The sequence below is a fragment of the Geodermatophilus sp. URMC 62 genome (genome assembly GCF_052931475.1).
Genome location: NZ_JBRFHY010000001.1, coordinates 985568 through 1008825, shown reverse-complemented (window position 1 = coordinate 1008825; position 23258 = coordinate 985568). Strand labels below are relative to the sequence as shown.

The following is a 23258-nucleotide window of genomic DNA, read 5'->3' as shown; positions in this document are numbered from 1 at the left end:
GCAGGCCGTGCCGTTCCCCGGGTCGAGGACCCGAACGCCCTGCACGGCCGGGGGAAGACGAGGAGTACGCGTGATCGACGACAGGATGCGTGGGCCCGGCCACGGGGCCACGACCGTGTGGGTGTACGACGAGCGCCGCCGGGTCCGCGACGACGTCGCCGCCCGCCTCGTGGCGCTGCCCTTCGTGGGCCGCGTGGAGGTCGTCGGTGACGCGGCCGTGCTGGTGCAGCGGCTGGCCACCCGCCAGCCCGACGTGCTGCTGGTGGGCACGCAGCGGGCGGTCGACACCGGCCTGACCGTGGCCACCCAGGTGCTGCGCGCCCACCCCGGCGTCCCGGTGCTGCTGCTCGGCGCGCCGGACGACGCCGAGACGGTGCGCGCCGCGGTCGCCGTCGGGGCCCGCGGGTACCTGCGGTGGGACGCCAGCGCCCTGGAGATGGGCCTGGGGCTGTCCCGGGTGGGTCTGCGCGCCGACGGCCGCCCGCCGCAGCCGGCCGCGCCGGTGCCGCTGGCCTCGGTCGGGGCGCCGGCTCCCAACTGGGCCACGCCGCTCAACGGTGCGGGGCCCCGGGCGGTGAGCACGACGGTCCGCGAGGCCGCGCCGCCGGTCACGCTGTCCGTGCGCGAGATGCAGGTCCTCACCGGGATGAGCCAGGGCAAGAGCAACGCCCAGATCGGCCGCGAGCTCTACCTGTCCGAGGACACGATCAAGACCCACGCCCGCCGGCTGTTCCGCAAGCTCGGCGCCAAGGACCGCGCCGAGGCCGTGGCCACCGGCTTCCGCCGCGGCATGATGACCTGAGCACGACGACCACGCGCTGAGGGCCCCCTCCCGATCCCGGGAGGGGGCCCTCAGCACGTGTCCCGGCCCTGCTGCAGGGGCCCGCCGTCAGCTCGCGAACGGTGGGGGCAGGAAGGTCCTTCGTCAGTCGTCGCGGGCGTGCCGGCCGCCCCGCTGGGAGCCGGTCGGCTCGTCGCGCTCGGCCATCGCGGCGATCCCGTCGGCGTAGCCGCTGGCGTAGTCCCAGCTGACGTAGTCGGCGGGGTCGGGGTCGAACGGCGGCTCGTGCCGGCCGGTCTGGCCCTCCTCGAGCAGCTGGCGCAGGTTGGCCTGCATCAGCGCCCAGTCGACGTGGTGCTCCTCGTCGCAGTCGGGGCAGTCGACGACGATCCCCTTGATGCCGGTGGGCTCGAGCAGGGTGCGGAAGACCTCAAGCTCGGCCAGGTCGTCGAGGACGCCGGCCCGCTCCTCCATCGACAGCGGTGGGGGGTCCGCCGGCGAGGAGCCGAAGTCGGGCCCCGGGGAGTCGTCGAAGGGACTCACGGTGCTCCTCCCGCGCGCCGGCGGCGCTGTCGCTCCTGCAGGGGCGCGCGGGCTCGCGCGTCCGGGGGCCCACGGTAGTCGCCCCGGCCGACGGATCCCACGCCCAGCGCCGGTCGGCGGCGTCCCGGCTGCCTGCGGCCGCGGCCTACGATCGGGGGGTTCCCGTGCGCCCGGCCGGGGCACGCCCGACGGAGAGGGTGGCGGCATCCCATGCAGCCCGACGACCACGGTCCTGACGAGCACCGGCCCGAGCTCCCGGCGAAGTTCGCCCCGCTCGGCCTGACCTACGACGACGTCCTGCTCATCCCCGGTGAGTCCGACGTCGTCCCGGCCGAGGTCGACACCAGCAGCCGGCTCACCCGCGGCATCCGGCTGGCCGTGCCGCTGCTCTCCAGCGCCATGGACACCGTCACCGAGGCCCGCATGGCCATCGCCATGGCCCGCATCGGCGGCGTGGGCATCCTGCACCGCAACCTCGCCGCCGAGGAGCAGGCCGGCCAGGTCGACCTGGTGAAGCGCTCCGAGGCCGGGATGGTCACCAACCCGGTCACCTGCTCGCCGGACAACACCCTCGCCGAGGTCGACGCGCTGTCGGCCCGGTACCGCATCTCCGGGGCCCCGGTGGTCGACGACGAGGGCGTGCTGCTCGGCATCGTCACCAACCGCGACATGCGCTTCGAGACCGACCAGAACCGGCTCGTGCGCGACGTCATGACGCCGATGCCGCTGGTCACCGCGCCGGTCGGCGTCGACCCCGACACCGCGCTGCAGCTGCTGTCGCAGCGCAAGATCGAGAAGCTGCCGATCATCGACGACGCCGGGCGGCTGCGCGGCCTGATCACGGTCAAGGACTTCGTCAAGCGCGACCAGTACCCGAACTCGACCAAGGACGCCGACGGCCGGCTGGTCGTCGGCGCCGCGCTCGGCGTGGGCGAGGACGCCTACAAGCGGGCCGGGCTGCTGGTCGACGCCGGTGTCGACGTGCTCGTCGTCGACACCGCGCACGGCCACCAGCGGGCGGTGCTCGACATGGTCGCCCGCGTGCGGGCCGACTTCGGCGGCGACGGCGGCGTCCAGGTGGTCGGCGGCAACGTGGCCACCCGCGCCGGTGCCCAGGCGCTGGTCGACGCCGGCGTCGACGCGGTCAAGGTGGGCGTCGGCCCGGGCTCGATCTGCACCACCCGCGTGGTCGCCGGCGTCGGCGTCCCGCAGATCACCGCCGTCTACGAGGCGAGCCTCGCCTGCAGGCCGGCCGGCGTCCCGGTCATCGCCGACGGCGGCCTGCAGTACTCCGGCGACATCGCCAAGGCGCTGGTCGCCGGCGCCGACACCGTCATGATCGGCGGGCTGTTCGCCGGGGTCGAGGAGGCCCCGGGCGAGCTGGTGTTCATGAACGGCAAGCAGTTCAAGACCTACCGCGGCATGGGCTCGCTGGGCGCGATGCAGAAGCGCGGCAACCAGTCCTACAGCCGCGACCGCTACTTCGCCGACGACGTCCTCTCCGACGACAAGCTCGTCCCCGAGGGCATCGAGGGCCAGGTGCCCTACCGCGGCGCGCTGGCCACCGTGGCCCACCAGCTGGTCGGCGGCCTCCGGGCGTCGATGGGCTACGCGGGCGCGGCCACCGTGGCCGACCTGCAGGAGCGCGGGCAGCTCACGCGGATCACCGCGGCGGGCCTGACCGAGAGCCACCCGCACGACATCCAGATGACCGTCGAGGCCCCGAACTACCGGGGGCGGTGACCGTGCCCGCGCGCGACACCGTCGAGATCGGCCTCAACCGCTTCGCCCGCCGCGGCTACGACCTCGACGAGGTGTCGATCGTCCCCTCCCGCCGGACCCGCGACGTCGACGACGTCTCCACCGCCTGGCAGATCGACGCCTTCCGTTTCGACATCCCGCTGGTGACCAGCCCGAGCGACGCCGTCGTCAGCCCGGCGACGGCGATCGCCGTCGGCCAGGCCGGCGGGCTCGGCGTGCTCAACGCCGAGGGGCTGTGGACCCGCTACGACGACCCGCTGCCGGTGTACCACCGGCTGCGCGACGCGGCCGCCGAGGCGCCGCCGCCGGTGTCGCTGCTGCAGGAGGTCTACGCCCAGCCGGTGGAGCCCGACCTGATCGGCGCCCGGATCAAGGAGATGCGCGACGCCGGGGTCACCACGGCGGTGCGCGTCTCGCCGCAGCACACCCAGCAGCTCGCGCCCGCGGTGCTCGCCGCCGGGGTCGACCTGCTGGTCATCCAGGGCACGATCGTCTCCGCCGAGCACGTCACCACCCAGGGCGACGCCCTGAACCTCAAGGAGTTCATCGCCGACCTCGACGTCCCGGTGATCGTCGGCGGCGCGGCGAACTACCAGACCGCGCTGCACCTCATGCGCACCGGCGCGGCCGGCGTGATCGTCGGCGTGGGGGCCGACAGCTTCTCCACCGGCGACGCCGTCATGGGCGTCCGCGTGCCGCTGGCCAGCGCGATCGCCGATGCCGCGGCCGCCCGCCGCGACTACCTCGACGAGACCGGCGGCCGGTACGTGCACGTCATCGCCAACGGCCGGATCGAGACCAGCGGGTCGATCGCCCGGGCGCTGGCCTGCGGCGCCGACGCCGTCCAGATCGGCGAGCCGCTGCGCGCGGCGAAGGAGGCCCCGGCCGGCGGCGTCTGGTGGGACTCGGTGGCCGCCCACCCGCGGCTGCCCCGCGGCGGGACGTCGGCGCCGGTGCCGGCCGCCGGGTCGCTCGAGCAGGTGCTGCTCGGCCCGGCCGAGACCGCCGACGGCCGGACCAACCTCTTCGGCGCGCTGCGCCGCACGATGGCCAAGACCGGCTACCGCGACCTCAAGGAGTTCCAGCGCGTGGACCTGGTGATCGGCGGCAGCCCGACCGGCCCCGAGATCGGCTGATGGACTTCCCGACCGTCCTCGTCGTCGACTTCGGCGCGCAGTACGCCCAGCTCATCGCCCGGCGGATCCGCGAGGCCGGCGTCTACTCCGAGATCGTCCCCTCCGAGGTGCCGGCCGAGGAGATCGTCGCGCGCAAGCCGGCGGCGATCGTCCTCTCCGGCGGCCCGTCGAGCGTCTACGCCGCGGACGCCCCGCAGGTCGACCCGACGCTGTTCGAGGCCGGGGTCCCGGCGTTCGGCATCTGCTACGGCTTCCAGGCGATGGCCGCCTCGCTCGGCGGCACGGTGGCGCGCACCGGCGACCGCGAGTACGGCGGCACGCCGCTGACGGTCACCACGGGCGGCCGGTTGTTCGGCTCGCTGCCGGTCGAGCAGTCGGTGTGGATGAGCCACGGGGACGCCGTCAGCGCCGCCCCGCCCGGTTTCACCGTCACCGCGACCTCCACCGGGGCGCCGGTCGCCGCCTTCGAGGACGTCGACCGCAAGCTCGCCGGCGTGCAGTTCCACCCCGAGGTGCGGCACACCGCGCACGGGCAGACGGTGCTCGAGCACTTCCTGTTCGACATCGCCGGCCTCGAGCCGACCTGGACGATGGCCAACGTCGTCGAGGAGCAGGTGGAGCGGATCCGCACGCAGGTCGGCGACCGGCGGGCGCTGTGCGCGCTGTCCGGCGGGGTCGACTCCGCGGTCGCCGCGGCGCTGGTGCAGCGGGCCATCGGCGACCGGCTGACCTGCGTCTACGTCGACCACGGGCTCATGCGCGAGGGCGAGACCGAGCAGATCGAGCGGGACTTCGTCGCCGTCACCGGCGCCGACCTGCGCGTGGTCGACGCCCGCGAGCAGTTCCTCGGCGCGCTGGCCGGGGTCAGCGACCCGGAGCAGAAGCGCAAGACCATCGGCCGGGAGTTCATCCGGGTCTTCGAGCAGGCCGCGCTCGACGTCGTCGCCGACGCCCAGGCGCACGGCGAGACCGTCGACTTCCTCGTGCAGGGGACGCTCTACCCCGACGTCGTCGAGTCCGGCGGCGGCACGGGGACGGCGAACATCAAGAGCCACCACAACGTCGGCGGGCTGCCCGAGGACCTGACCTTCACCCTCGTCGAGCCGCTGCGGACCCTGTTCAAGGACGAGGTGCGCGAGGTGGGCCTGCAGCTGGGCCTGCCCGAGTCGCTGGTGTGGCGCCAGCCGTTCCCCGGCCCCGGGCTGGGCATCCGGATCATCGGCGAGGTCACCCAGGAGCGGCTCGACGTGCTGCGGCGGGCCGACGCGATCGCCCGCGCCGAGCTCACCGCCGCCGGCCTGGACCGCGAGATCTGGCAGTGCCCGGTGGTGCTGCTGGCCGACGTCCGCTCGGTCGGCGTCCAGGGCGACGGGCGCACCTACGGCCACCCGGTCGTGCTGCGGCCGGTGTCCAGCGAGGACGCGATGACCGCCGACTGGACCCGGCTGCCCTACGACGTCCTGGCCCGCATCTCCACCCGGATCACCAACGAGGTGGAAGAGGTCAACCGCGTCGTCCTCGACGTGACGAGCAAGCCGCCGGGCACCATCGAGTGGGAGTAGGAGGGCCCTCCTGCCCCCACGCCCCGCAGGCTCAGCACCGGCCCCTGCAGCACGGCCGTTCCGGCACGTCACCGGGGCGACCTGACGGCGTGCGCGTCCGGAGGCGGGCGGCCGTAGGCCGCGGGGTCGCGCTCCGGCGCCGTCTCCGTGGTGAGGTCGGCCGCCTCGATGCGGTCGCGGCGGAACCAGCGCGGCGCACCCCGCTCCCGGCACCAGCCGAGCAGGTACCAGGAGCCGCCGTCGTGGGCGAGCAGGTGCGGTTCCACCCGCCGGCGGGACGGGGTGCCCGCGCGGTCGCGGTAGGAGATCGCGACGACGCGACGGCGGGCCAGCGCGTCCTCGACCACGGAGGCGGGGTCACGGCGTCCACCCGGCCGGCCGCGCACCCACACCCGGCTGCCGAGCCGCTCGACCTCCGCCCGCGCCTCGCCGCCGAGGACGTCGAGCACCTTCTCCAGGGCCACGCGGCCGTCGGCGGCGAAGGGCGCGTCGGGCGCGCCGGCCAGCGCGACGGCGACGGCCACGGCCTGGGCGGGCGTGAGGGTGACCGGCGGCAGCGTGGCCGCGGCGTCGAGCACGTACCCGCCGCCCGGCCCGGCGCTCGCCCAGACGGGCACCCCGGCCTGCTGCAGGGCGCTGACGTCGCGCTTCACCGTGCGGGTGGACACCTCCAGCCACGCGGCCAGCCGGTGCGCCGTCCGCCCGCGCGGGCCGGCCCGGCGCAGCTCCTCGGTCAGCGCGTGCAGCCGGTCGGTGCGGTTCACGGCCGGAGGTTCCCAGGAGACGGTGACAGGACGGTGTCACCGGGGGCGTCCGAGGGTGGCCGCATGGCCTCCGTCGCGCTCTTCCACTCCGTCCTCGGCGTCCGTCCCGGCATCACCGACGCCGCCACCCGCCTGCGGGCCGCCGGCCACGAGGTGCGGGTCGTCGACCAGTACGACGGCCGCGTCTTCGACGACTACGCGGAGGCCGGCGCGCACGTCGAGGCGGTGGGCATCCCGGCGCTGCTGCGGTCCGCCCTCGACGGCGTGCGGGACCTGCCCGACGGGTTCGTCGCCGCCGGCTTCTCCAACGGCGCGGGCACGGCCGAGCACGTCGCCACGCAGCGCCGCTGTGCCGGGGTCCTGCTGTTCTCCGGGGCGCTCCCGCTGGAGCTGCTCGGGGACGCCCGGTGGCCGGCCGGCGTGCCGGCCCAGCTGCACCATGCCGTCGGTGACCCGTTCCGGCGTCAGGAGTGGGTGACCGCACTGGCCGCGGACGTGGCCCGCGGCGGCGGCCGGCTGGAGGTGGTCGACCACGAGGGGAGCGGTCACCTGTTCACCGACCCGAGCCTGCCCGCGGAGTACGACCCGCGGGCGACCGAGCGGCTGTGGCGCGAGGCGCTGGCCTTCTGCGCCCGGGTGGCCGGCTGACCGCGGCGGAGGGCCCGGGGAGCAACCAGCTCCCCGGGCCCTCCGTCCCGCCCGCCCGCGGTGGTCAGCGCCTGCGGCGGGCCTTGCGCAGCTCGCTCACCAGGAGCCCGACGCCGGCGCCGACCAGCAGCAGCCACAGCAGGCCGCCGTCGGCGAGGAAGCCCAGCGGCAGGGTGATCCCGGCGAGGACCAGCAGGGCCAGGACGACGTAGACGACGCCCGGGACGAAGGTGACCAGGTCGGGCCGGCGCCGCGGCGGCGTGGCGTCCTGCGTCTCCAGCGCGGTCGGGTACTGCCACTGCTCGGCGAGCGCGCGCTCCTGCCAGCCGGTGGGGGTGGTCGGGAACTCGCTGTAGTCAGGCACGGGACACCTCCACGTCACCGAGGCCGTGGTCGATGGTCAGGACGAGGTCGACACGGCCGTCGCCGTCCTCGCCACGGAAGAGGCCGCCGTCGGAGCCCTCGTCGAACAGGTCGACGTCGCCGATCCCGTTCTCGACGTGGTCGATGCGGACGTCGACGTCGTCGGGCACGGTGACCTCGACGTCGCCGAGGCCGTGGTAAATGCGCACCCGGAGCGGCGTGTCGATCTCGTCGACGTCGATCTCCGACAGGTCGACGTCGAGGTTGCCGGCGTCGAGCCGGTAGACGGAGCGCACATCCGCGATGCTGTCCGGCCGGTACGTGCGGTCGCCGAGCTCGCCGTCGTCGATCTCGGGGACGGCGGAGGTGAACAGCACCGCCAGCGACAGCACGGCGCCGACGGCGATCAGCCCGCCGCGGGGTGCGCGGCCACGGGCGAAGCTGGAGGCGACGAGCCCCGCGCCCACGACGAGCAGGGCGGTGGCGAGGAAACCGCGGGGACCGAGGTCGACGTCGGTGTAGCGGGTGACCAGGACCAGCAGCCCGACGGCGATCAGCAGCCCCGCGACGGTGATCCCGGCGACGGGGGAGCGGGGGCCGGGAGGTGCGGCCGGGGCGCCGTCGACCGGGCGGCGCGGCCCGGCCGGCACGAGCAGCCACAGCAGCAGGTAGACGAGGACGCCCGAGCCGCCGGCGACGGTCAGGGCGACGAAGCCGACCCGCCACAGCAGCGCGTCGATGCCGCTGTACTCGGCCAGCCCGCCGGCGACACCGCCGACGACCTTGTCGGTGCGGCTGCGGCGGAGCGCGGGACGGGCGACCGGCGGGGGATCGGTGGGTGGAGCGGGAGGGGGTGCGGCGGTCATGGCGCAGAGCGTGCCCAGCCGGGCGCCGCGCCGGTATCGGGGAAGGCCCCCATCCGACCCTGGTCCTCCTCCTCCGGGGCTTCCCGGTACCGGGAGGAGGGCGGGCGGTGCGACGATCGTCGCGTGACGAGGACGGCGCCGACCCCCGCGGGCGGACCCCCGGCGACTGCTCCTGCGCCGGCGGACGCACCCGCGTCCGCCGGCCCTCTCCTCGCGCCCGGCGCTCCGGCTGTCGCTGCCCCTGCCCCTGCGGCTGCGGCTGAGCGGCCGCCGCTGGTCCGGCCCCGGTCGGGCCGGCTGCTGGCGGGGGTCGCGGCCGGGACGGCGGCCCACCTGCGCGTCGACCCGCTCGTCGTCCGGGTGGTCCTGGTCGCGCTCAGCACCGTCGCCGGCATCGGCATCGTGGTCTACGCGCTGCTGTGGTTCTTCGTCCCGCAGGGTGACGCCGTCCCGGCCCCGGCCGGCGAGCGGCCCAGCCGCCGGCAGACCCTGGGGCTGGTGCTGACCGGGCTCGGTGCGATGGTGGTGCTGGGCAACCTCGCGACCTGGGGCGGCAGCGACCTGCTCGCCCCGCTGCTGCTGCTCGGCGGCGGGCTCGCCGTCATCTGGCGGCAGCTCGACAGCGACCGCACGCTGACCCGCCCCGGCGTCCGCTGGGTGCTGGCCGGTGGAGCGGTGCTGGCCGCCGGCGGGGTGGTGCTGCTGCTGGCCACCACCGGTCAGCTGGCCAACGCCCGCAACGGGTTCGCCGCCACCCTGGTCATCCTCGCCGGCGTGGTGCTGGCCACCGCGCCGTTCTGGCGCCGGCTGCTCGACTCCCGGGCCGCCGAGCGGACCGCCCGCATCCGCTCGGAGGAGCGGGCCGCCGTCGCCGCCCACCTGCACGACTCGGTGCTGCAGACCCTCGCCCTCATCCAGCGGCACTCCGGCGACCAGCAGGCCGTGGCCCGGCTGGCCCGCGGCCAGGAGCGCGAGCTGCGCAGCTGGCTCTACGAGCCCGCGGCGGCCGCCGGCGGCACGTGGACGGCGCTGGTGTCGCAGATCGTGGCCGAGGTCGAGGCCGACCACGAGCTCACCGTCGACCCGGTGGTCGTCGGGGACGCGCCGGTCGACGACGCGCTGGCCGCTCTCGGCGCGGCCGCCCGGGAGGCGCTGGTCAACGCGGCCAAGCACGCCGGGGTCGCGTCGGCCGACCTCTACACGGAGGTGACGGCGGCCCGGGTGCTGGTGTTCGTCCGCGACCGCGGCGCCGGCTTCGAGCCCGCCGCGGTGCCGGCCGACCGGCGTGGCCTGCGCGACTCGGTGACCGGGCGGCTGACCCGCCTGGGCGGGACGGCGAGCGTCCGGTCCACGCCGGGGGAGGGCACCGAGGTGGAGCTCTGTCTGCCCCGCGAGGCCGCGGCGTGAGCGACCGCCCCCGCGTCTTCCTGGTCGACGACCACGCGATGGTGCGCGCCGGCGTGCGGTCCGAGCTGGGCGACGCGGTGACGGTGGTGGGGGAGGCCGCCGACGCCGACTCCGCGATCGCCGGCATCCGGGCCGCCGTCCCCGACGTCGTGCTGCTCGACGTCCACCTGCCCGGCGGCGGCGGGCGGGCGGTGCTGGAGGCGCTGCGCGCCGAGCTGCCGCAGGTGCGCTGGCTGGCGCTGTCGGTGTCCGACGCCGCCGAGGACGTCATCGCCGTCATCCGTGCCGGCGCCCGCGGCTACGTCACCAAGACCATCTCCGGGCCCGACCTGGTCGCGGCCGTGCAGCGCGTGGCCGAGGGCGACGTCGTCTTCAGCCCCCGGCTGGCCGGCTTCGTGCTCGACGCCTTCGCCGCCACGTCGCCGTCGGCTCCGCAGCCGGAGGACCCCGCGACCGATCCCGGTCTGGACCTGCTCAGTGCCCGCGAGCGCGAGGTCATGCAACTGCTCGCCCGCGGCTACACCTACCGCGAGATCGGCGGACGGCTGTTCATCTCGGTGAAGACGGTGGAGTCGCACGCCTCCAACGTGCTGCGCAAGCTGCAGCTGTCCAACCGCAACGAGCTCACCCGCTGGGCCGCCACCAACCGGCTCCTCTGACGTCCTACCAGACTCACCTCCAGCGTCACGCCGTGTGGACGACGTGGAAGGCCTCGGCGAGGCGGCCGGGCGGCAGGTCGAACCACCGCGCGGTCTGCGCCATCCAGCCGGTGACGAAGCCCTCGAGGTCGTCGACGTGGCTGACCTGCGTCACGTGGCTGCGCAGCGCGGCGAGCTTCTGCTCGACGACGTCGGTCACGTCGACGGCGTGGTCGGCCCGCGGGCTGGCGCCCAGCCAGACCTCCGACACCGTCCACGCCTCGAGGCCCTCGTCGGCCAGCAGCTCGGGGAAGGCGAACGGGTTGCGGGCGTCGGGGTAGACCGCGCGCAGCGTGGACTCGCCGACCGTCATGTGGTCGGGGTGGCTGGCGCCCACCCGCTCGTACCAGCGCTCCGGGGAGCTGGTGAGCACCCGCTGCGGGCGCACCTGCCGGATCACGCGGGCGATGTCGCGGCGCAGGTCGAGGGTCAGCTCCAGCCGGCCGTCGGGGTGACCGAGGAAGCGGACGTCGCTCACGCCGACGGCCTTCGCGGCGGCCCGCTGCTCCTCCCGGCGCAGCAGCGGCATCTGCTCGCGCGGCGTCTCGTCGAAGCCGCCGGCGTCGCCGTCGGTGACGATGCAGTAGGTGACCTCGGTGCCGGCCGCCGTCCAGGTGGCGACGGTGCCCGCGCTGCCGAAGTCGACGTCGTCGGGGTGGGCGAGCACGCACAGGGCGCGCTCGACGAACTCGGCGGGCTCCGACGGCAGCGGCGCGGTCACCGGCGGAGCCTACGCGCGGGGTCGGGCCCTTACCTCCGCAGGCCGGCCAGCTTGTCGGGGTTGAGCACCACGAGGACCTGCTGCACCAGCCCGTCGGCGACGACCAGCGACACCGCGACGTAGGGCCCGGCGTCGGTCCACGCCGCCACCCCGGGCCGGCCGTTGACCTCCGTCAGGTCCATCCGCAGGCCCGGCAGCGACGCGCCGCCCTGCACGACCGCGGCGAGGAAGCGGGCCACCTTCTCCGCGCCCGTGATCGGCCGCAGCGCCGCCCTCGTCCGGCCGCCGCCGTCGGTGACGAGCACCGCGCCCGGTGCCAGCGCGGTCAGCAGCGCGTCGACGTCGCCGCCCAGGCACGCGGCCAGGAAGCGCTCGGTGACCTCCCGGTGCGCCTGCCGGTCGGCGTCGAACCGGGGACGGCGGGCGGCCACGTGCTCCCGGGCGCGGTGCCCCGCCTGCCGGACGGCGGCCTCCGAGCGGCCCAGCGCGGCGGCCACCTCCGCGACGGGCAGGCCGAACACCTCGCGCAGCACGAACACGGCGCGCTCCACGGGGGAGAGGGTCTCGAGGACGACGAGCAGCGCGAGCGACACCTCGTCGCCGAGCACCGCCTCGTCGGCCGGGTCGCCGGCCCGCGCGGTGAGCAGCGGCTCGGGCAGCCACGGACCGACGTAGGTCTCGCGCCGGGCGCGGGCGGAGGTCAGCCGGTCCAGCGCCAGCCGGGAGGCGACCTGCACCAGGTAGGCCCGCGGGTCGGCGACGTCGTCCCGGGCCACGGACGACCAGCGCAGCCACGCGTCCTGGACGACGTCCTCGGCGTCGGCGACGCTGCCGAGCATCTGGTAGGCGACCGTGAACAGCAGCCGCCGGTGCCGGTCGAAGGCCGCCAGGGCCGCGTCCGGCGCCGACGGCCGCCCGGTGCTCACGACGACGGGGCCGCCGCGACGCGGGCGGTCGGGGCCGGGACCTCGCAGCGGTCCCGGAAGCCCTGGCTCGTGAGGCCCAGCGCGCTGTTGAAGCGCGACCGGCTGTTCTCCACGGCGACCATCATCGTGAGTTCGACGAGGGCGGCGTCGTCCAGGTCGCGCCGCAGGCCGGCCACCATCTCGTCGGTCACGGCCGGAGGCGTGGCGCTCACCGCCTCCGCGTAGGCCATCACCCGCCGCTCCAGGTCGGTGAACACGTCGCTCTCCCGCCACCCCGGGACGTCGCGCAGCTTGACGGGGTCGGTGCCCTTCCCGGTGGCGATCCAGTAGCCGAAGTCGACGCACCAGGAGCAGCCGACCGTGACGGCGGAGGCCATCACGGCGAGGTCCTTGAGCGTGGGGTCCAGCGCGTGCCACCGCTCCAGCGCCATCTCGTGCCGGGCGTTGGTCACCAGCACGCGCGGGTTGTGCCCCATCGCGGCGGCCGGGTCGGCGACGGTGCCGAACCGGCGGCGGGAGTACCACTCGGTCAGCCGGTAGACGACGGTGCGGGGCGGATCGAGCGGGATGCGGGCGGTGCTGCTGCGGGTCATGTCGAGGTCCTCTCCAGCGGTCGTGCCCATGGAGACGACGCAGCGGCCCGCGGTGTGACACCGCCCGGCGAACCGTCAGCCCGGTCGGTGTCCTGCGTGACGGCCCGTGCACCCGGCTCAGGCGCTCAACGCGGTCGCGCGGAGAGTGGCGCGCTTGACGGCGCGCCCTGCCTGCACACGCTCGTCCTCGTCCAGCACGACCCTGCACCTCGCCAGTTCCGTGTCGGTGTGGGTCATGACGAAGACCTTCGTGATGCGTGCGTTCGGGTGGCACTCGAGGTGGTCGACGGCGGCGTCGAGCACAGCGCGGGCGATCGAGTCCAGCTCGCCCTTGGCCGTTCCCGAGCCCAGCAGCGGGAGGAGCACGGACCGGATGCCCGCCGTCCCCTGAGCCAGCTTCTCCGCGCACCTCAGCGTCGAGCGCACGCAGTTCCCGATGTCCGTGGCAGGCGAGTAACCGCAGCCGAACTCACCGGCGACCGCCGCCACGTGGAGCAGCCGTCGGACGTTGTGCGACTCCGCCAGTTCACCGGGCTCCGTGTCGAGGACGGTGCCGAGCGGGACGCTCCTCCGGCCCTCCATCCTCGCTGCCAGTGCACTCCCGATGACGTCCTCGACCACCTCCCCGGCGGCGTCGTGACGTCCCCCGAGGTAGCGGATGACCCCGGAGACGGACCGGTCGAAGTACCGGGCCATCTGCATGTTGGTGTTCTCGGAGTTGACCCACACGTCGGCGAAGGTGACCTGACTGAGTCCTCCCGGGACGAGGCCGATCGAGCGCCTCGGTCGATCGACGAGGTAGTAGAGCTCGACGTCCCCACTGCTCAGCGGTTCGGCGTGCTCGCCGGCCATCGACGCCACGGTGTTCTCCCGCTTGACCACCTCCTTCTCGCGGACCTCGAGGTCCTCGGCCTGGAGCGTCTGTCGGATCCCGATCCCCCAGACGACGAGGTACGCAGCCAACGCGCCACTGGCCGTCCCCCAGCCGAACTCGCCGTTGATCGTGCTGTCCGGGAAGAAGAGGAAGACCAGGAAGACGGGGCACAGGGCGAGGACGAGCCAGGCCAGGACGAGACGGGCCCGGGGGGTCGGGGAGCCCAGACGTCGGCGACCTCCGAGGACGAGCACCAGGCCGATCCCGAGGGCTGCAGCGGCACACACGAGCACGGTCCACTGCGCGGCGGTCAGCCCTGCACCCAGCTCCGCGGCCGCGCCCAGGACACCGCTCACGGGGACCTGCAGAGCCTCGACGTCCACCGGTCGCCTCCCTCTACACGCGTGGTCGACGGTCCTCCCGGTACCGGCGCCAGCCCCGGGCTCCGCACCTCACGACGGCTCGCTCGGACCGGGACGACCTCGGCGCGGCGCCATTGTCCCGTCTCCACCCGACCCCGGGAAGGCGGCCGAGCCCGGCGGTGCGGTGCCGTCCGCCCGTCCCCGTACCCCTGACGGAGGGCTCACCGCCGACGCTGATACCGACGGCGCCGCTGACGTGCTCGCGGGTCGACCTCGCCGCGTCCGACACCGGTTCGGACCGAGCGGACGGCGCTACGCCCTGGGCAGCTCCGGTGGCCGGTCCCGTTCGGACACGGACCTCGGACCCTGGTATCAGGAACCACTCGGCCACACTCTGTGATGCGTGTCAGTGCAGGGATGCCTGTCGCTCACCAGGGCTCCTGGAGCTGGAGCTGCGGACCAGCCGCCCGTGCAGGTGCCGGCCGTGCCGGATCCGCGTCCTGGACCTGCTGCCGGCTCCCCCCACGGTCACGGCAACGGTGCGGACCGCGGGGCGGCGGCCGCTGCGGTCCTGGTGTCCGCACGGATGGCTGGACGTGCCTGACGACCCGGCCGGCGTCTACCGGCTCATCGCGAAGCGGCTGCTGAAGGGCAAGGTCGTCCCCGTGCTGGGCGCGGGGGTCAACCTGTGCGAGAGACCCCCGGAGGCGACCTTCCAGAAGGGGCGCTTCCTCCCGAACGGCCAGGAGTTGGCCATGAGGCTCGCTGCGGACTACTCGGTGACCGAGACCCGGGACCTGGCTCAGGTGGCCCAGTACATCGCCGCCGTGGCGGGCCAGGGCCCGCTCTACGACGAGTTGCACGACGTCTTCGACGCCGACTACCCGCCCACTCGGCTGCACCGCTTCCTCGCCCGGCTCTCGCGGCTGACCCGGGAGCTCAACAGCCAGTGCATGCTCTTCGTCACCACCAACTACGACGACCTGCTGGAACGAGCGTTCGCCGAGGAGGGGGAGCCGTACGAGCTGGTCACGTACATCGCGGAGGGAAGGGATCGCGGTCGGTTCCGCCACTTCCGGTCCGACGGCAAGGTGGTCGTGATCGACCGGCCGAACAAGTACATCGACCTGCGACTCGACCGGTCACCGGTGATCGCGAAGATCCACGGTGCGGTGGACCGGGAGAACCACCTCGACAGCTTCGTGATCACTGAGGACCACTACATCGACTACCTCACGCGCGCCGACGTCGGTGGTCTGTTCCCGGTCGACCTCGGCAAGAAGATGATGACCAGTCACCTCCTCTTCCTCGGCTACAGCCTGAGGGACTGGAACCTCCGGGTCATGCTGTACCGCCTCTGGGGTGAGCAGCAGGGGAAGGAGTTCAAGTCCTGGGCGATCCAGCCTGATCCGAACCCGATCGACGAGTGCGCGTGGGACGAACGCGGAGTCGACATCCTCTCCATCGGCTGCGAGCGGTTCCTCGACGCCATCGAGGCCGAGATCGAGGGATTGCGGCCCAGCGGGTTCGCGGAGGCGTCATGACCAGCGGCACGCTGTCCGACGAGCGGTCGACCCCTGGCAGCGCCGTCCCCTCCTGCCCCTACGTCGGGCTCGTGCCCTTCACCGAGAGCGACGCGGCGTTCTTCTTCGGGCGCGAGAACGACACCGAACTGATCGCGGCCAACATCGTCGCGGCACGGTTGACGCTGCTCTACGCCCCGAGTGGGGTCGGTAAGACATCGGTCCTGCGTGCCGGGGTGCTCCCCCGGTTGCAGGAGATCGGCAAGGAGGACGAGGACCTCGGGATCCGCAGCGCCGCAGTCGCCTACGTCAGCGACTGGAGCGACCTGCCGCTCGAGGTGGTGGCGGCGGCGATCAGGGATGCGATCGTGCGGTCCGGTGCTGATGTGGAGTCCCCGGAGCTCAGTGACGTGGAGCCCTCAGCGCTCCCGGACGCGTTCGTGTCGTGGTTGCGTGGCGCGCTCGCCGACTCCGGCGTCCCCAGGGTGTACCTGGTCCTCGACCAGTTCGAGGAGTACTTCCTCTACCAGCCCGTGGACGACCCCCTCACCACTGCGCTCGGCGACGTCCTCAGCACCCGGGACGTCAACGTCCACGTCCTCCTGTCGCTCCGGGAGGACGCCCTCGCCGGTCTGGACCGGTTCGAGGGCCGCATACCGCACCTCTTCGAGAACTACCTCCGCCTCTCCTTCCTCGGCCGGGAGGACGCCCGGGCAGCCATCGAGGGTCCGCTCAGGCGCTACGACGAGCTCGTCGCACCGGACCGGTGGGTGTCCGTCGAGCCCGAGCTCGTCGATGCGCTCCTGGAGGAGGTGCGGGCCGGCCGGGTCAGTGTGGGGGAGGACGGGACACTCCCCGACGAGCTCAGGTCGGACGACCGCACCGACATCGAGGCGCCCTATCTCCAACTCGTGCTCACCCGACTCTGGGACGAGGAGCAGACCCGGAGATCGTCGACCCTGCGGCGGGAGACGCTCCGCGAACTCGGTGGAGCGCAGACCATCGTCCAGACCCACCTGGACACCGTGATGGCGGACCTGACTCCCCAGCAGGTGGACGTGGCCGCTGACGTCTTCCACCACCTGGTGACCTCGTCCGGGTCGAAGATCGCCCTGACGGCCGAGGACCTCGCCGACTGGGCTGATCTCCCGCCCGAGCGCGTCCGGGACCTCCTCGAGCGGCTGGCGTCGGGGGCCAAGCGGATCCTCCGTCCGGTTCCCCCCGTGGCCGGCGCCGACGGGCCGCCCCGCTACGAGGTCTTCCACGACGTCATGGGGGTCGCCGTCCTCGACTGGCGCCGGCGCCACGTCGCGAAGCACGCCCAGGCAGCCGCGGAACGAGAGCTCGAGCAGGCTCGGGCAGCGGAGAGGTCCGCCCGCCGTCGACTGCGTCGCGCCCGTCTGATCGCCGCGGCCATGGCCCTGCTGCTGGTCGCCGCCTGCGCACTCGGCGTCCTCGCCGCCTCGTACGCCCGGAGTGCAGCATCAGCGCGCGACACGGCCTGGGCCCAGAAACTGGCCGAGAGCGCCGACGACGTGGTCGGCACACACCCCGACACCGCCATCCTGCTCGGGCTGCAGAGCTTGAGCCGGTCGCCCGAGCGAGAGCCCGTTCCTCCGGAGGCACTCGTCACCGGGCTGGCCGGGTTCACCCACCCGTTCACCGTGCTCGACGGTCACGGGCAGGCCGCGGTCACCGGTGTGGCGTTCAGCCCCGACGGCGCGCTGCTGGCCACGGCCGGGGAGGACGGCACGGTGCGGCTGTGGGACCCCGAAACCGGCGAGCCCCGCAGTGAGCCGCTGGAGGGCCACACCGGCGCGGTCAGCGCGGTGGCGTTCAGTCCCGATGGCGCGCTGCTGGCCACGGCCGGGGAGGACGGCACGGTGCGGCTGTGGGACCCCGAAACCGGCGAGCCCCGCAGTGAGCCGCTGGAGGGCCACACCGGCGCGGTCAGCGCGGTGGCGTTCAGTCCCGATGGCGCGCTGCTGGCCACCGCCGGTGAGGACGGCACGGTGCGGCTGTGGGACCCCGAAACCGGCGAGCCCCGCAGTGAGCCGCTGGAGGGCCACACCGGCGCGGTCAGCGCGGTGGCGTTCAGTCCCGATGGCGCGCTGCTGGCCACCGCCGGTGAGGACGGCACGGTGCGGCTGTGGGACCCGGCCACCGGCGAGTCCCGCAGCGACCCGCTGAGTGACTACGGCGACGCACTGAACGCGGTGGCGTTCAGCCCGGATGGCACGCTGCTGGCGACCGCCGGTGAGGACGGCGCGGTGCGGCTGTGGGACCCCACGACCGGCGAAGTCGACTACGACCGGTACCTCCAGGGCGACACCGACGTGGGGTTCAGTCCCGACGGCGCGCTGCTGGCCACCGCTAGCTCCGACGGCACGGTGCAGCTGTGGGACCCCGGCACCGGCGAACCTCGTGGCGAGCCGCTGGTCGGCCACGGTAGTGCGGTGGACGAGCTGGCGTTCAGTCCCGACGGTGAGCTGCTGGCCACGGCCAGCGCTGACCACACGGTGCGGCTGTGGCAGGTGCCGGACACCTACTCGGTGGCCCAGCCCCTCGTCGGCCACACCGGAGGACTCACCGGGGCGGCGTTCAGCCCCGACGGCGACTTGCTCGTCACGTCCAGCGACGACGGGACGGTCCGGCGGTGGGACGCCCGCAGCGCACAGTCGATCGGCCCGCCACTCGGGGGCGAAGGACCCACCGGTGCGGTGTACGGCCTGGTGTTCAGCCCCGACGGCAGGTTGCTGGCCACCGCCGGCGACGACGGCCTGGTGCGGCTGTACGACGTGGCGACCGGTCAGCCGCAGGGGGATCCGCTGGGAGATGACACCGTCGAGGTCAGCACGATGGTGTTCAGCCCCGACGGCGCGCTGCTGGCCACCGCCGGCGACGACGGCCTGGTGCGGCTGTACGACGTGGCGACCGGTCAGCCGCAGGGGGATCCGCTGGGAGATGACACCGTCGAGGTCAGCACGATGGTGTTCAGCCCCGACGGCGCGCTGCTGCTCACCGCCGACTATGACGGCCGGGTGCGGTTGTACGACGTGGTGAGCGGTGAGCCGCAGGGCGATCCGCTGGGAGGCGACACCGACGCGGTGTACGGAGTGGTGTTCAGCCCCGATGGCAGGCTGCTGGCCACGACCGGAGGTGACGGCTCGGTGCGGATCTGGGACGTCGCGACCGGTCAGCCGCAGGGAGATCCGCTGGGAGATGACACCGTCGAGGTCAGTACGACGGTGTTCAGCCCCGACGGCGCGCTGCTGGCCACCGCCGGCGACGACGGCCTGGTGCGGCTGTACGACGTGGTGAGCGGTCAGCCGCAGGGGGATCCGCTGGGAGGCGACACCGACGCGCTGTACGGACTGGTGTTCAGCCCCGACGGCAGGTTGCTGGCCACCGCCGGCGACGACAGCCTGGTGCGGCTGTACGACGTGATGACCGGTGAGCCGCAGGGGGATCCGCTGGGAGGCGACACCGGCGAGGTCAACCTGATGGAGTTCAGCCCTGACGGCGCGCTGCTGGCCACCACCGGTTATGACGACGTGGTGCGGTTGTGGGACGTCGCCACCGGTCAGCCGCACGGTGCGCCGGTGGGAGGGCGTCACGTCGGCCCGGTGTACGGCATCGCGATGAGTCCGGATGGCGCGCTGCTGGCCACGGCCGGGGACGACGGCACGGTGCGGCTGTGGGATCCCGGGACCGGCGAGCCCCGCAGTGAGCCGCTGGAGGGCCACACCGGCGCGGTGTACGGGGCGGCGTTCAGTCCCGACGGCGCGCTGCTGGCCACCGCCGGGGAGGACGGCACGGTGCGGCTGTGGGACCCCGACACGGGCCAGCAGCGCGACGCGCCGCTGGAGGGCCACACCGGCGCGGTCAGCGCGGTGGCGTTCAGTCCCGATGGCGCGCTGCTGGCCACCGCCGGGGAGGACGGCACGGTGCGGCTGTGGGACCCCGACACGGGCCAGCAGCGCGACGCGCCGCTGGAGGGCCACACCGGCGCGGTCACCGCTGTGGCATTCAGCCCCAATGGCGCGCTGCTGGCCACCGCCGGCGCCGATCAGAAGGTGCGACTCTGGAACACCGCCAGCGTCGAGCTCCGCAGTGAGCCGCTGGAGGGCCACACCGGCGCGGTCAGCGCGGTGGCGTTCAGTCCCGACGGCGCGCTGCTGGCCACCGCCGGTGAGGACGGCACGGTGCGGCTGTGGGATCCCGACACAGGCCAGCAGCACGGCTCACCACTGTCGGGCGGGTACTACGCGAACGCGGTGGCTTTCAGCCCCGACGGCACGCTGCTGGTCACCGCGAGCGGCGGCACGGTGCGGCTGTGGGACCGCCGGTTCACGTCGTGGTTCGAGACCGGGTGTGAGCTGGCCGGCCGCAATCTGTCCATGACCGAGTGGAAGCGATACGCCCCGGACGGGATGCCCTACGAGAAGACCTGTGACGACCTGCCGGCAGGAGAGGACGCTCCGGGCGACGCTCCCCCCGCGCGACAGCCGTCGCCGGACGCCATTGAGTGGTGACCGGCGCCGACGTCACGGATCCAGGTCCGGTCATCGGCGTAGCCCCTACAGCCGCCCGCGGCCCTGGCGCAGCAGCATCATCCCGAGCGTCGCGCCGTCCGGGCCGAGCGCGTCCTGGAAGCGGTCGATCACCTGCTTCTCGCGGGCCAGCGACAGCCGGGTGCCGCCGGCGGCGCGGCGCAGCCGGCCGATCTCCTGCGACACGGCGAGCCGGCGCTGCACCACCCGGATGATCTCCGCGTCGCAGGCGTCGATCTCCTCCCGCAGCTCGGCGATGCGGGTGTCGGCGTCCGGCGCCGTGTCGAGCGAGGTGGCGAGTGGGGTGGGGACGGTCGCGGTCATCGGGGTCCTCCGGAGCGGGTCGGTGGCCGTCGGACCCCGGGAACGAGAAACGCCCCGGGCTCCTCGGGCCCGGGGCGTTCGTTGCGGCGGCGGCTCAGCCAGCGGCGACGGACACCGGAACCCGGTGCCCGTAGGAAAACTCGACGGTGGCGAGCAGCACGGGGGAAGTGTGCCACAGCGCCGGCGACGGGCGCCACGGTGTCCCCCGGCCGCCGTCCCCAGGTCCGCTCGGCGGCCGGGGGAGCGGCCCCCGGGCCGAACTACAGTGGTGTGGCTATGAGCAGCGTGCAGCAGGCCCTCCCCGGAACCGCCGCGCTCCAGCGCTCCGCCCCCGGCTCGGTGGGCCGGGAACTGGACCGCATGCTGGCCGGCCTCAACGGTCCCCAGCGCCAGGCCGTCGTCCACGAGGGCGGTCCGCTGCTCATCGTCGCCGGCGCCGGCTCGGGCAAGACGCGCGTGCTCGCCCACCGCATCGCCTACCTGCTGGGCGCCCGTGGCGTGCAGCCCGGCGAGGTCCTGGCGATCACCTTCACCAACAAGGCCGCCGGTGAGATGAAGGAGCGCGTCGCCGCGCTGGTCGGCCCGCGCGCCCGGGCGATGTGGGTCTCGACGTTCCACTCGATGTGCGTGCGCATTCTGCGCGCCGAGGCCTCGAAGCTGGGCCTGAAGTCGTCGTTCACCATCTACGACCAGGGCGACTCGGTGCGGCTGATGACGATGGTCGCCCGCGACCTCGACCTCGACGCCAAGCGCTATCCCGGCCGCAGCCTCGCCGCCCAGGTGTCGAACCTGAAGAACGAGCTGGTCGACGAGGAGAGCTTCAGCCCCCAGACGGCGCCGGAGAAGGTGCTCAAGGAGGCCTACACGCTCTACCAGCGGCGGCTGCGCGAGGCGCACGCGCTGGACTTCGACGACCTGATCATGACGACGGTCAACCTGCTGCAGGCCTTCCCCGACGTCGCCGAGCACTACCGCCGCCGCTTCCGCCACGTGCTGGTCGACGAGTACCAGGACACCAACCACGCGCAGTACGTGCTGGTCCGCGAGCTGGTCGGCACCGGTGAGGGCCCGGTGCCGCCGGCCGAGCTGTGCGTCGTCGGCGACGCCGACCAGTCCATCTACGCCTTCCGCGGCGCGACGATCCGCAACATCGACGAGTTCGAGCGCGACTACCCGCAGGCGACCACGATCCTGCTGGAGCAGAACTACCGCTCCACGCAGCGCATCCTCAAGGCGGCCAACACCGTCATCGCCAAGAACACCGGCCGCCGCCCCAAGAACCTGTGGACCGACGCCGGCGACGGCGAGCTGATCGAGGGCTACGTCGCCGAAAACGAGCACGACGAGGCGGCCTGGGTCGCCGAGCAGATCGACGCGCTGGTCGACGAGGGGCAGGCCCGCCCGGCCGACATCGCCGTCTTCTACCGGACCAACAACGCCTCCCGCGTGTTCGAGGAGGTGTTCATCCGCGTCGGCATGCCCTACAAGGTCGTCGGCGGGGTGCGCTTCTACGAGCGCAAGGAGGTCCGCGACGCGCTGGCCTACCTCAAGGTGGTGTCGAACCCGGCCGACGTCGTCAGCCTGCGCCGGGTGATCAACACGCCCAAGCGCGGCATCGGCGACAAGGCCGAGGCCTGCGTGGAGCAGTTCGCCGACCGGGAGCGGATCGCGTTCGCCACCGCGCTGCGCCGCTGCCCGGAGATCACCACGCTGGCCCCGCGCTCGCTCAAGGCGCTGCAGGACTTCGTCGCGCTGCTGGAGGAGTTCGAGCAGCTGGTCGAGACCGGCTCGGGCCCCGCGGCACTGCTGGAGAGCATCCTCGACCGCACCGGCTACCTCGCCGAGCTCGAGGCAAGCACCGACCCGCAGGACGAGGGCCGCGTCGACAACCTCAACGAGCTCGTCTCGGTGGCCGCCGAGTTCGAGGCGGCCAACCCCGGCGGCACGGTCACCGACTTCCTCGAGCAGGTCTCGCTGGTGGCCGACGCCGACCAGATCCCCGTCTCCGGCGACGAGGCGGGCGTCGTCACGCTGATGACGCTGCACACCGCCAAGGGCCTGGAGTTCCCGGTCGTGTTCCTCACCGGCCTAGAGGACGGCGTCTTCCCGCACCTGCGCGCGCTGGGCGACCCCCGGGAGCTAGAGGAGGAGCGGCGGCTGGCCTACGTCGGCATCACCCGCGCCCAGCGGCGGCTGTTCCTCTCCCGTGCCACGGTGCGCACCAGCTGGGGGCAGCCGGCCTACAACCCGCCCTCGCGCTTCCTCGACGAGCTGCCCGGCGAGGCCGTGCACTGGGCCCGGGTCGACCCGACGCCGGCGCCGAGCACCGGCTACGGCTCCGCGCAGTCGCGGGTGGCCGCGACCGGGCTGTCCACCGGCGGGCTCCGCGGCGGCGCGGGGAACCGCGCGGTCATCAGCGTGGAGGTCGGTGACCGGGTCAGCCACGACGCGTTCGGCCTGGGCACGGTGGTCGAGGTCAACGGCGCCGGCGACAAGGCGCAGGCCACGGTCGACTTCGGTTCCGGCGGCACCAAGCGCCTGGTGCTGCGCTACGCCCCGCTCGTCAAGCTCTGAACGCCGGCGCCGAGGTCACGCCGGTCCAGGTGGTCGGCCGAGGGGCGCGCCGCCCGGGCCGCGGCCGCGTCGAGGTCGTACGGGTCGCCTGCGTGCAGCACCGCTGACGGTGGCACCCCGAGGCGCTCGCACGGTGTACACACCGACGTCGGCGGGCTCGGGGAGCGCCGGGACGACGTCGTCGGACGCCGTCCAGACCTCGTGGCGGTGGCGGGCGGCCGTCGGTCCGCTCTGCGGGTGTTCCTCGTGCTCCGGGGGTGCTGCAGGACCCCCGGAGCA

19 protein-coding genes are annotated in these 23258 nt (G+C 74.0%); 10 read left to right on the top strand and 9 right to left on the bottom strand.

The genetic code is table 11. The features are described from left to right. Positions 1-70 precede the first annotated feature (70 nt). Positions 71-802, top strand: a complete 732-nt coding sequence (locus ACU616_RS04720) for a LuxR C-terminal-related transcriptional regulator (protein ID WP_446757339.1) — start codon at positions 71-73, stop codon at positions 800-802. Positions 803-925: 123 nt separating this feature from the next. On the opposite strand, the gene ACU616_RS04715 is transcribed toward ACU616_RS04720, so the two are convergent. After that, on the bottom strand, positions 926-1324 hold the full coding sequence (locus tag ACU616_RS04715) for a DUF5319 family protein (protein ID WP_446757338.1): 399 nt from the start codon (positions 1322-1324) through the stop codon (positions 926-928). 210 nt (positions 1325-1534) lie between these two features. Here ACU616_RS04715 and guaB point away from each other — a divergent pair, with 210 nt between their 5' ends. From guaB to guaA, 3 genes are read left to right on the top strand one after another with little or no spacing between them, the layout of a single operon-like run. Next, on the top strand, positions 1535-3067 hold the full coding sequence (gene guaB / locus ACU616_RS04710) for an IMP dehydrogenase (protein ID WP_446757337.1): 1533 nt from the start codon (positions 1535-1537) through the stop codon (positions 3065-3067). Further along, a complete protein-coding gene (locus ACU616_RS04705; RefSeq protein WP_446757336.1) occupies positions 3064-4221 on the top strand; it encodes a GuaB3 family IMP dehydrogenase-related protein in 1158 nt (385 codons plus the stop codon). Before guaB ends, ACU616_RS04705 begins: the two co-directional genes overlap by 4 nt. Beyond that, positions 4221-5783, top strand: coding sequence for a glutamine-hydrolyzing GMP synthase (gene guaA / locus ACU616_RS04700; RefSeq protein WP_446757335.1), 1563 nt, complete (start codon positions 4221-4223; stop codon positions 5781-5783). Before ACU616_RS04705 ends, guaA begins: the two co-directional genes overlap by 1 nt. A gap of 68 nt (positions 5784-5851) precedes the next feature. Here guaA and ACU616_RS04695 read toward each other — a convergent pair whose 3' ends face one another. Beyond that, on the bottom strand, positions 5852-6547 hold the full coding sequence (locus ACU616_RS04695; RefSeq protein WP_446757334.1) for a helix-turn-helix transcriptional regulator: 696 nt from the start codon (positions 6545-6547) through the stop codon (positions 5852-5854). Positions 6548-6610: 63 nt separating this feature from the next. Between ACU616_RS04695 and ACU616_RS04690 the strand changes: the two genes are divergently transcribed. Continuing rightward, complete coding sequence (locus ACU616_RS04690) at positions 6611-7195, top strand: dienelactone hydrolase family protein (protein ID WP_446757333.1); 585 nt, start codon at positions 6611-6613, stop codon at positions 7193-7195. A 64-nt stretch (positions 7196-7259) separates the two neighbouring features. Here the strand turns inward: ACU616_RS04690 and ACU616_RS04685 are convergent, their stop codons facing one another. Both ACU616_RS04685 and ACU616_RS04680 read right to left on the bottom strand, forming a co-directional pair. After that, on the bottom strand, positions 7260-7559 hold the full coding sequence (locus tag ACU616_RS04685; RefSeq protein ID WP_446757332.1) for a hypothetical protein: 300 nt from the start codon (positions 7557-7559) through the stop codon (positions 7260-7262). Further along, positions 7552-8424 (bottom strand): PspC domain-containing protein, encoded by an 873-nt coding sequence (locus ACU616_RS04680; protein ID WP_446757331.1) that lies wholly within the window; start codon positions 8422-8424, stop codon positions 7552-7554. Before ACU616_RS04680 ends, ACU616_RS04685 begins: the two co-directional genes overlap by 8 nt. Before the next feature lie 273 nt (positions 8425-8697). Here ACU616_RS04680 and ACU616_RS04675 point away from each other — a divergent pair, with 273 nt between their 5' ends. Together ACU616_RS04675 and ACU616_RS04670 are read left to right on the top strand one after the other, a co-directional pair. Further along, the gene (locus tag ACU616_RS04675) at positions 8698-9831 is read left to right on the top strand and encodes an ATP-binding protein (RefSeq protein ID WP_446761450.1); all 1134 of its coding nucleotides are present in this window, start codon (positions 8698-8700) and stop codon (positions 9829-9831) included. Further along, a complete protein-coding gene (locus tag ACU616_RS04670; RefSeq protein WP_446757330.1) occupies positions 9828-10490 on the top strand; it encodes a response regulator in 663 nt (220 codons plus the stop codon). The genes ACU616_RS04675 and ACU616_RS04670 overlap by 4 nt, the downstream gene beginning before the upstream one ends. Before the next feature lie 25 nt (positions 10491-10515). Here the strand turns inward: ACU616_RS04670 and ACU616_RS04665 are convergent, their stop codons facing one another. The 4 genes from ACU616_RS04665 to ACU616_RS04650 all read right to left on the bottom strand — a co-directional run bounded on the left by ACU616_RS04665 (position 10516) and on the right by ACU616_RS04650 (position 14026). Then, positions 10516-11250 carry a PIG-L deacetylase family protein gene (locus ACU616_RS04665; RefSeq protein ID WP_446757329.1) on the bottom strand — a complete coding sequence of 245 codons (735 nt, stop codon included), beginning with the start codon at positions 11248-11250 and terminating at the stop codon, positions 10516-10518. 29 nt (positions 11251-11279) lie between these two features. Next, entirely contained in the window at positions 11280-12176 is an 897-nt protein-coding gene (locus ACU616_RS04660) for an RNA polymerase sigma-70 factor (RefSeq protein ID WP_446757328.1), read from the bottom strand. Next, complete coding sequence (locus tag ACU616_RS04655; RefSeq protein ID WP_446757327.1) at positions 12173-12769, bottom strand: carboxymuconolactone decarboxylase family protein; 597 nt, start codon at positions 12767-12769, stop codon at positions 12173-12175. Before ACU616_RS04655 ends, ACU616_RS04660 begins: the two co-directional genes overlap by 4 nt. A 117-nt stretch (positions 12770-12886) precedes the next feature. Beyond that, entirely contained in the window at positions 12887-14026 is a 1140-nt protein-coding gene (locus tag ACU616_RS04650; RefSeq protein ID WP_446757326.1) for a macro domain-containing protein, read from the bottom strand. 575 nt (positions 14027-14601) lie between these two features. Between ACU616_RS04650 and ACU616_RS04645 the strand changes: the two genes are divergently transcribed. Together ACU616_RS04645 and ACU616_RS04640 are read left to right on the top strand one after the other, a co-directional pair. Then, positions 14602-15549, top strand: coding sequence for an SIR2 family NAD-dependent protein deacylase (locus ACU616_RS04645; RefSeq protein WP_446757325.1), 948 nt, complete (start codon positions 14602-14604; stop codon positions 15547-15549). After that, the gene (locus tag ACU616_RS04640) at positions 15546-20063 is read left to right on the top strand and encodes a WD40 domain-containing protein (RefSeq protein ID WP_446757324.1); all 4518 of its coding nucleotides are present in this window, start codon (positions 15546-15548) and stop codon (positions 20061-20063) included. The genes ACU616_RS04645 and ACU616_RS04640 overlap by 4 nt, the downstream gene beginning before the upstream one ends. Before the next feature lie 45 nt (positions 20064-20108). Here ACU616_RS04640 and ACU616_RS04635 read toward each other — a convergent pair whose 3' ends face one another. Then, a complete protein-coding gene (locus tag ACU616_RS04635; protein WP_446757323.1) occupies positions 20109-20405 on the bottom strand; it encodes a chorismate mutase in 297 nt (98 codons plus the stop codon). A gap of 276 nt (positions 20406-20681) precedes the next feature. On the opposite strand from ACU616_RS04635, the gene pcrA reads away from it, so the two are divergent. Next, the gene (pcrA, locus tag ACU616_RS04630) at positions 20682-22979 is read left to right on the top strand and encodes a DNA helicase PcrA (protein ID WP_446757322.1); all 2298 of its coding nucleotides are present in this window, start codon (positions 20682-20684) and stop codon (positions 22977-22979) included. The last annotated feature ends 279 nt before the right edge of the window (positions 22980-23258 follow it).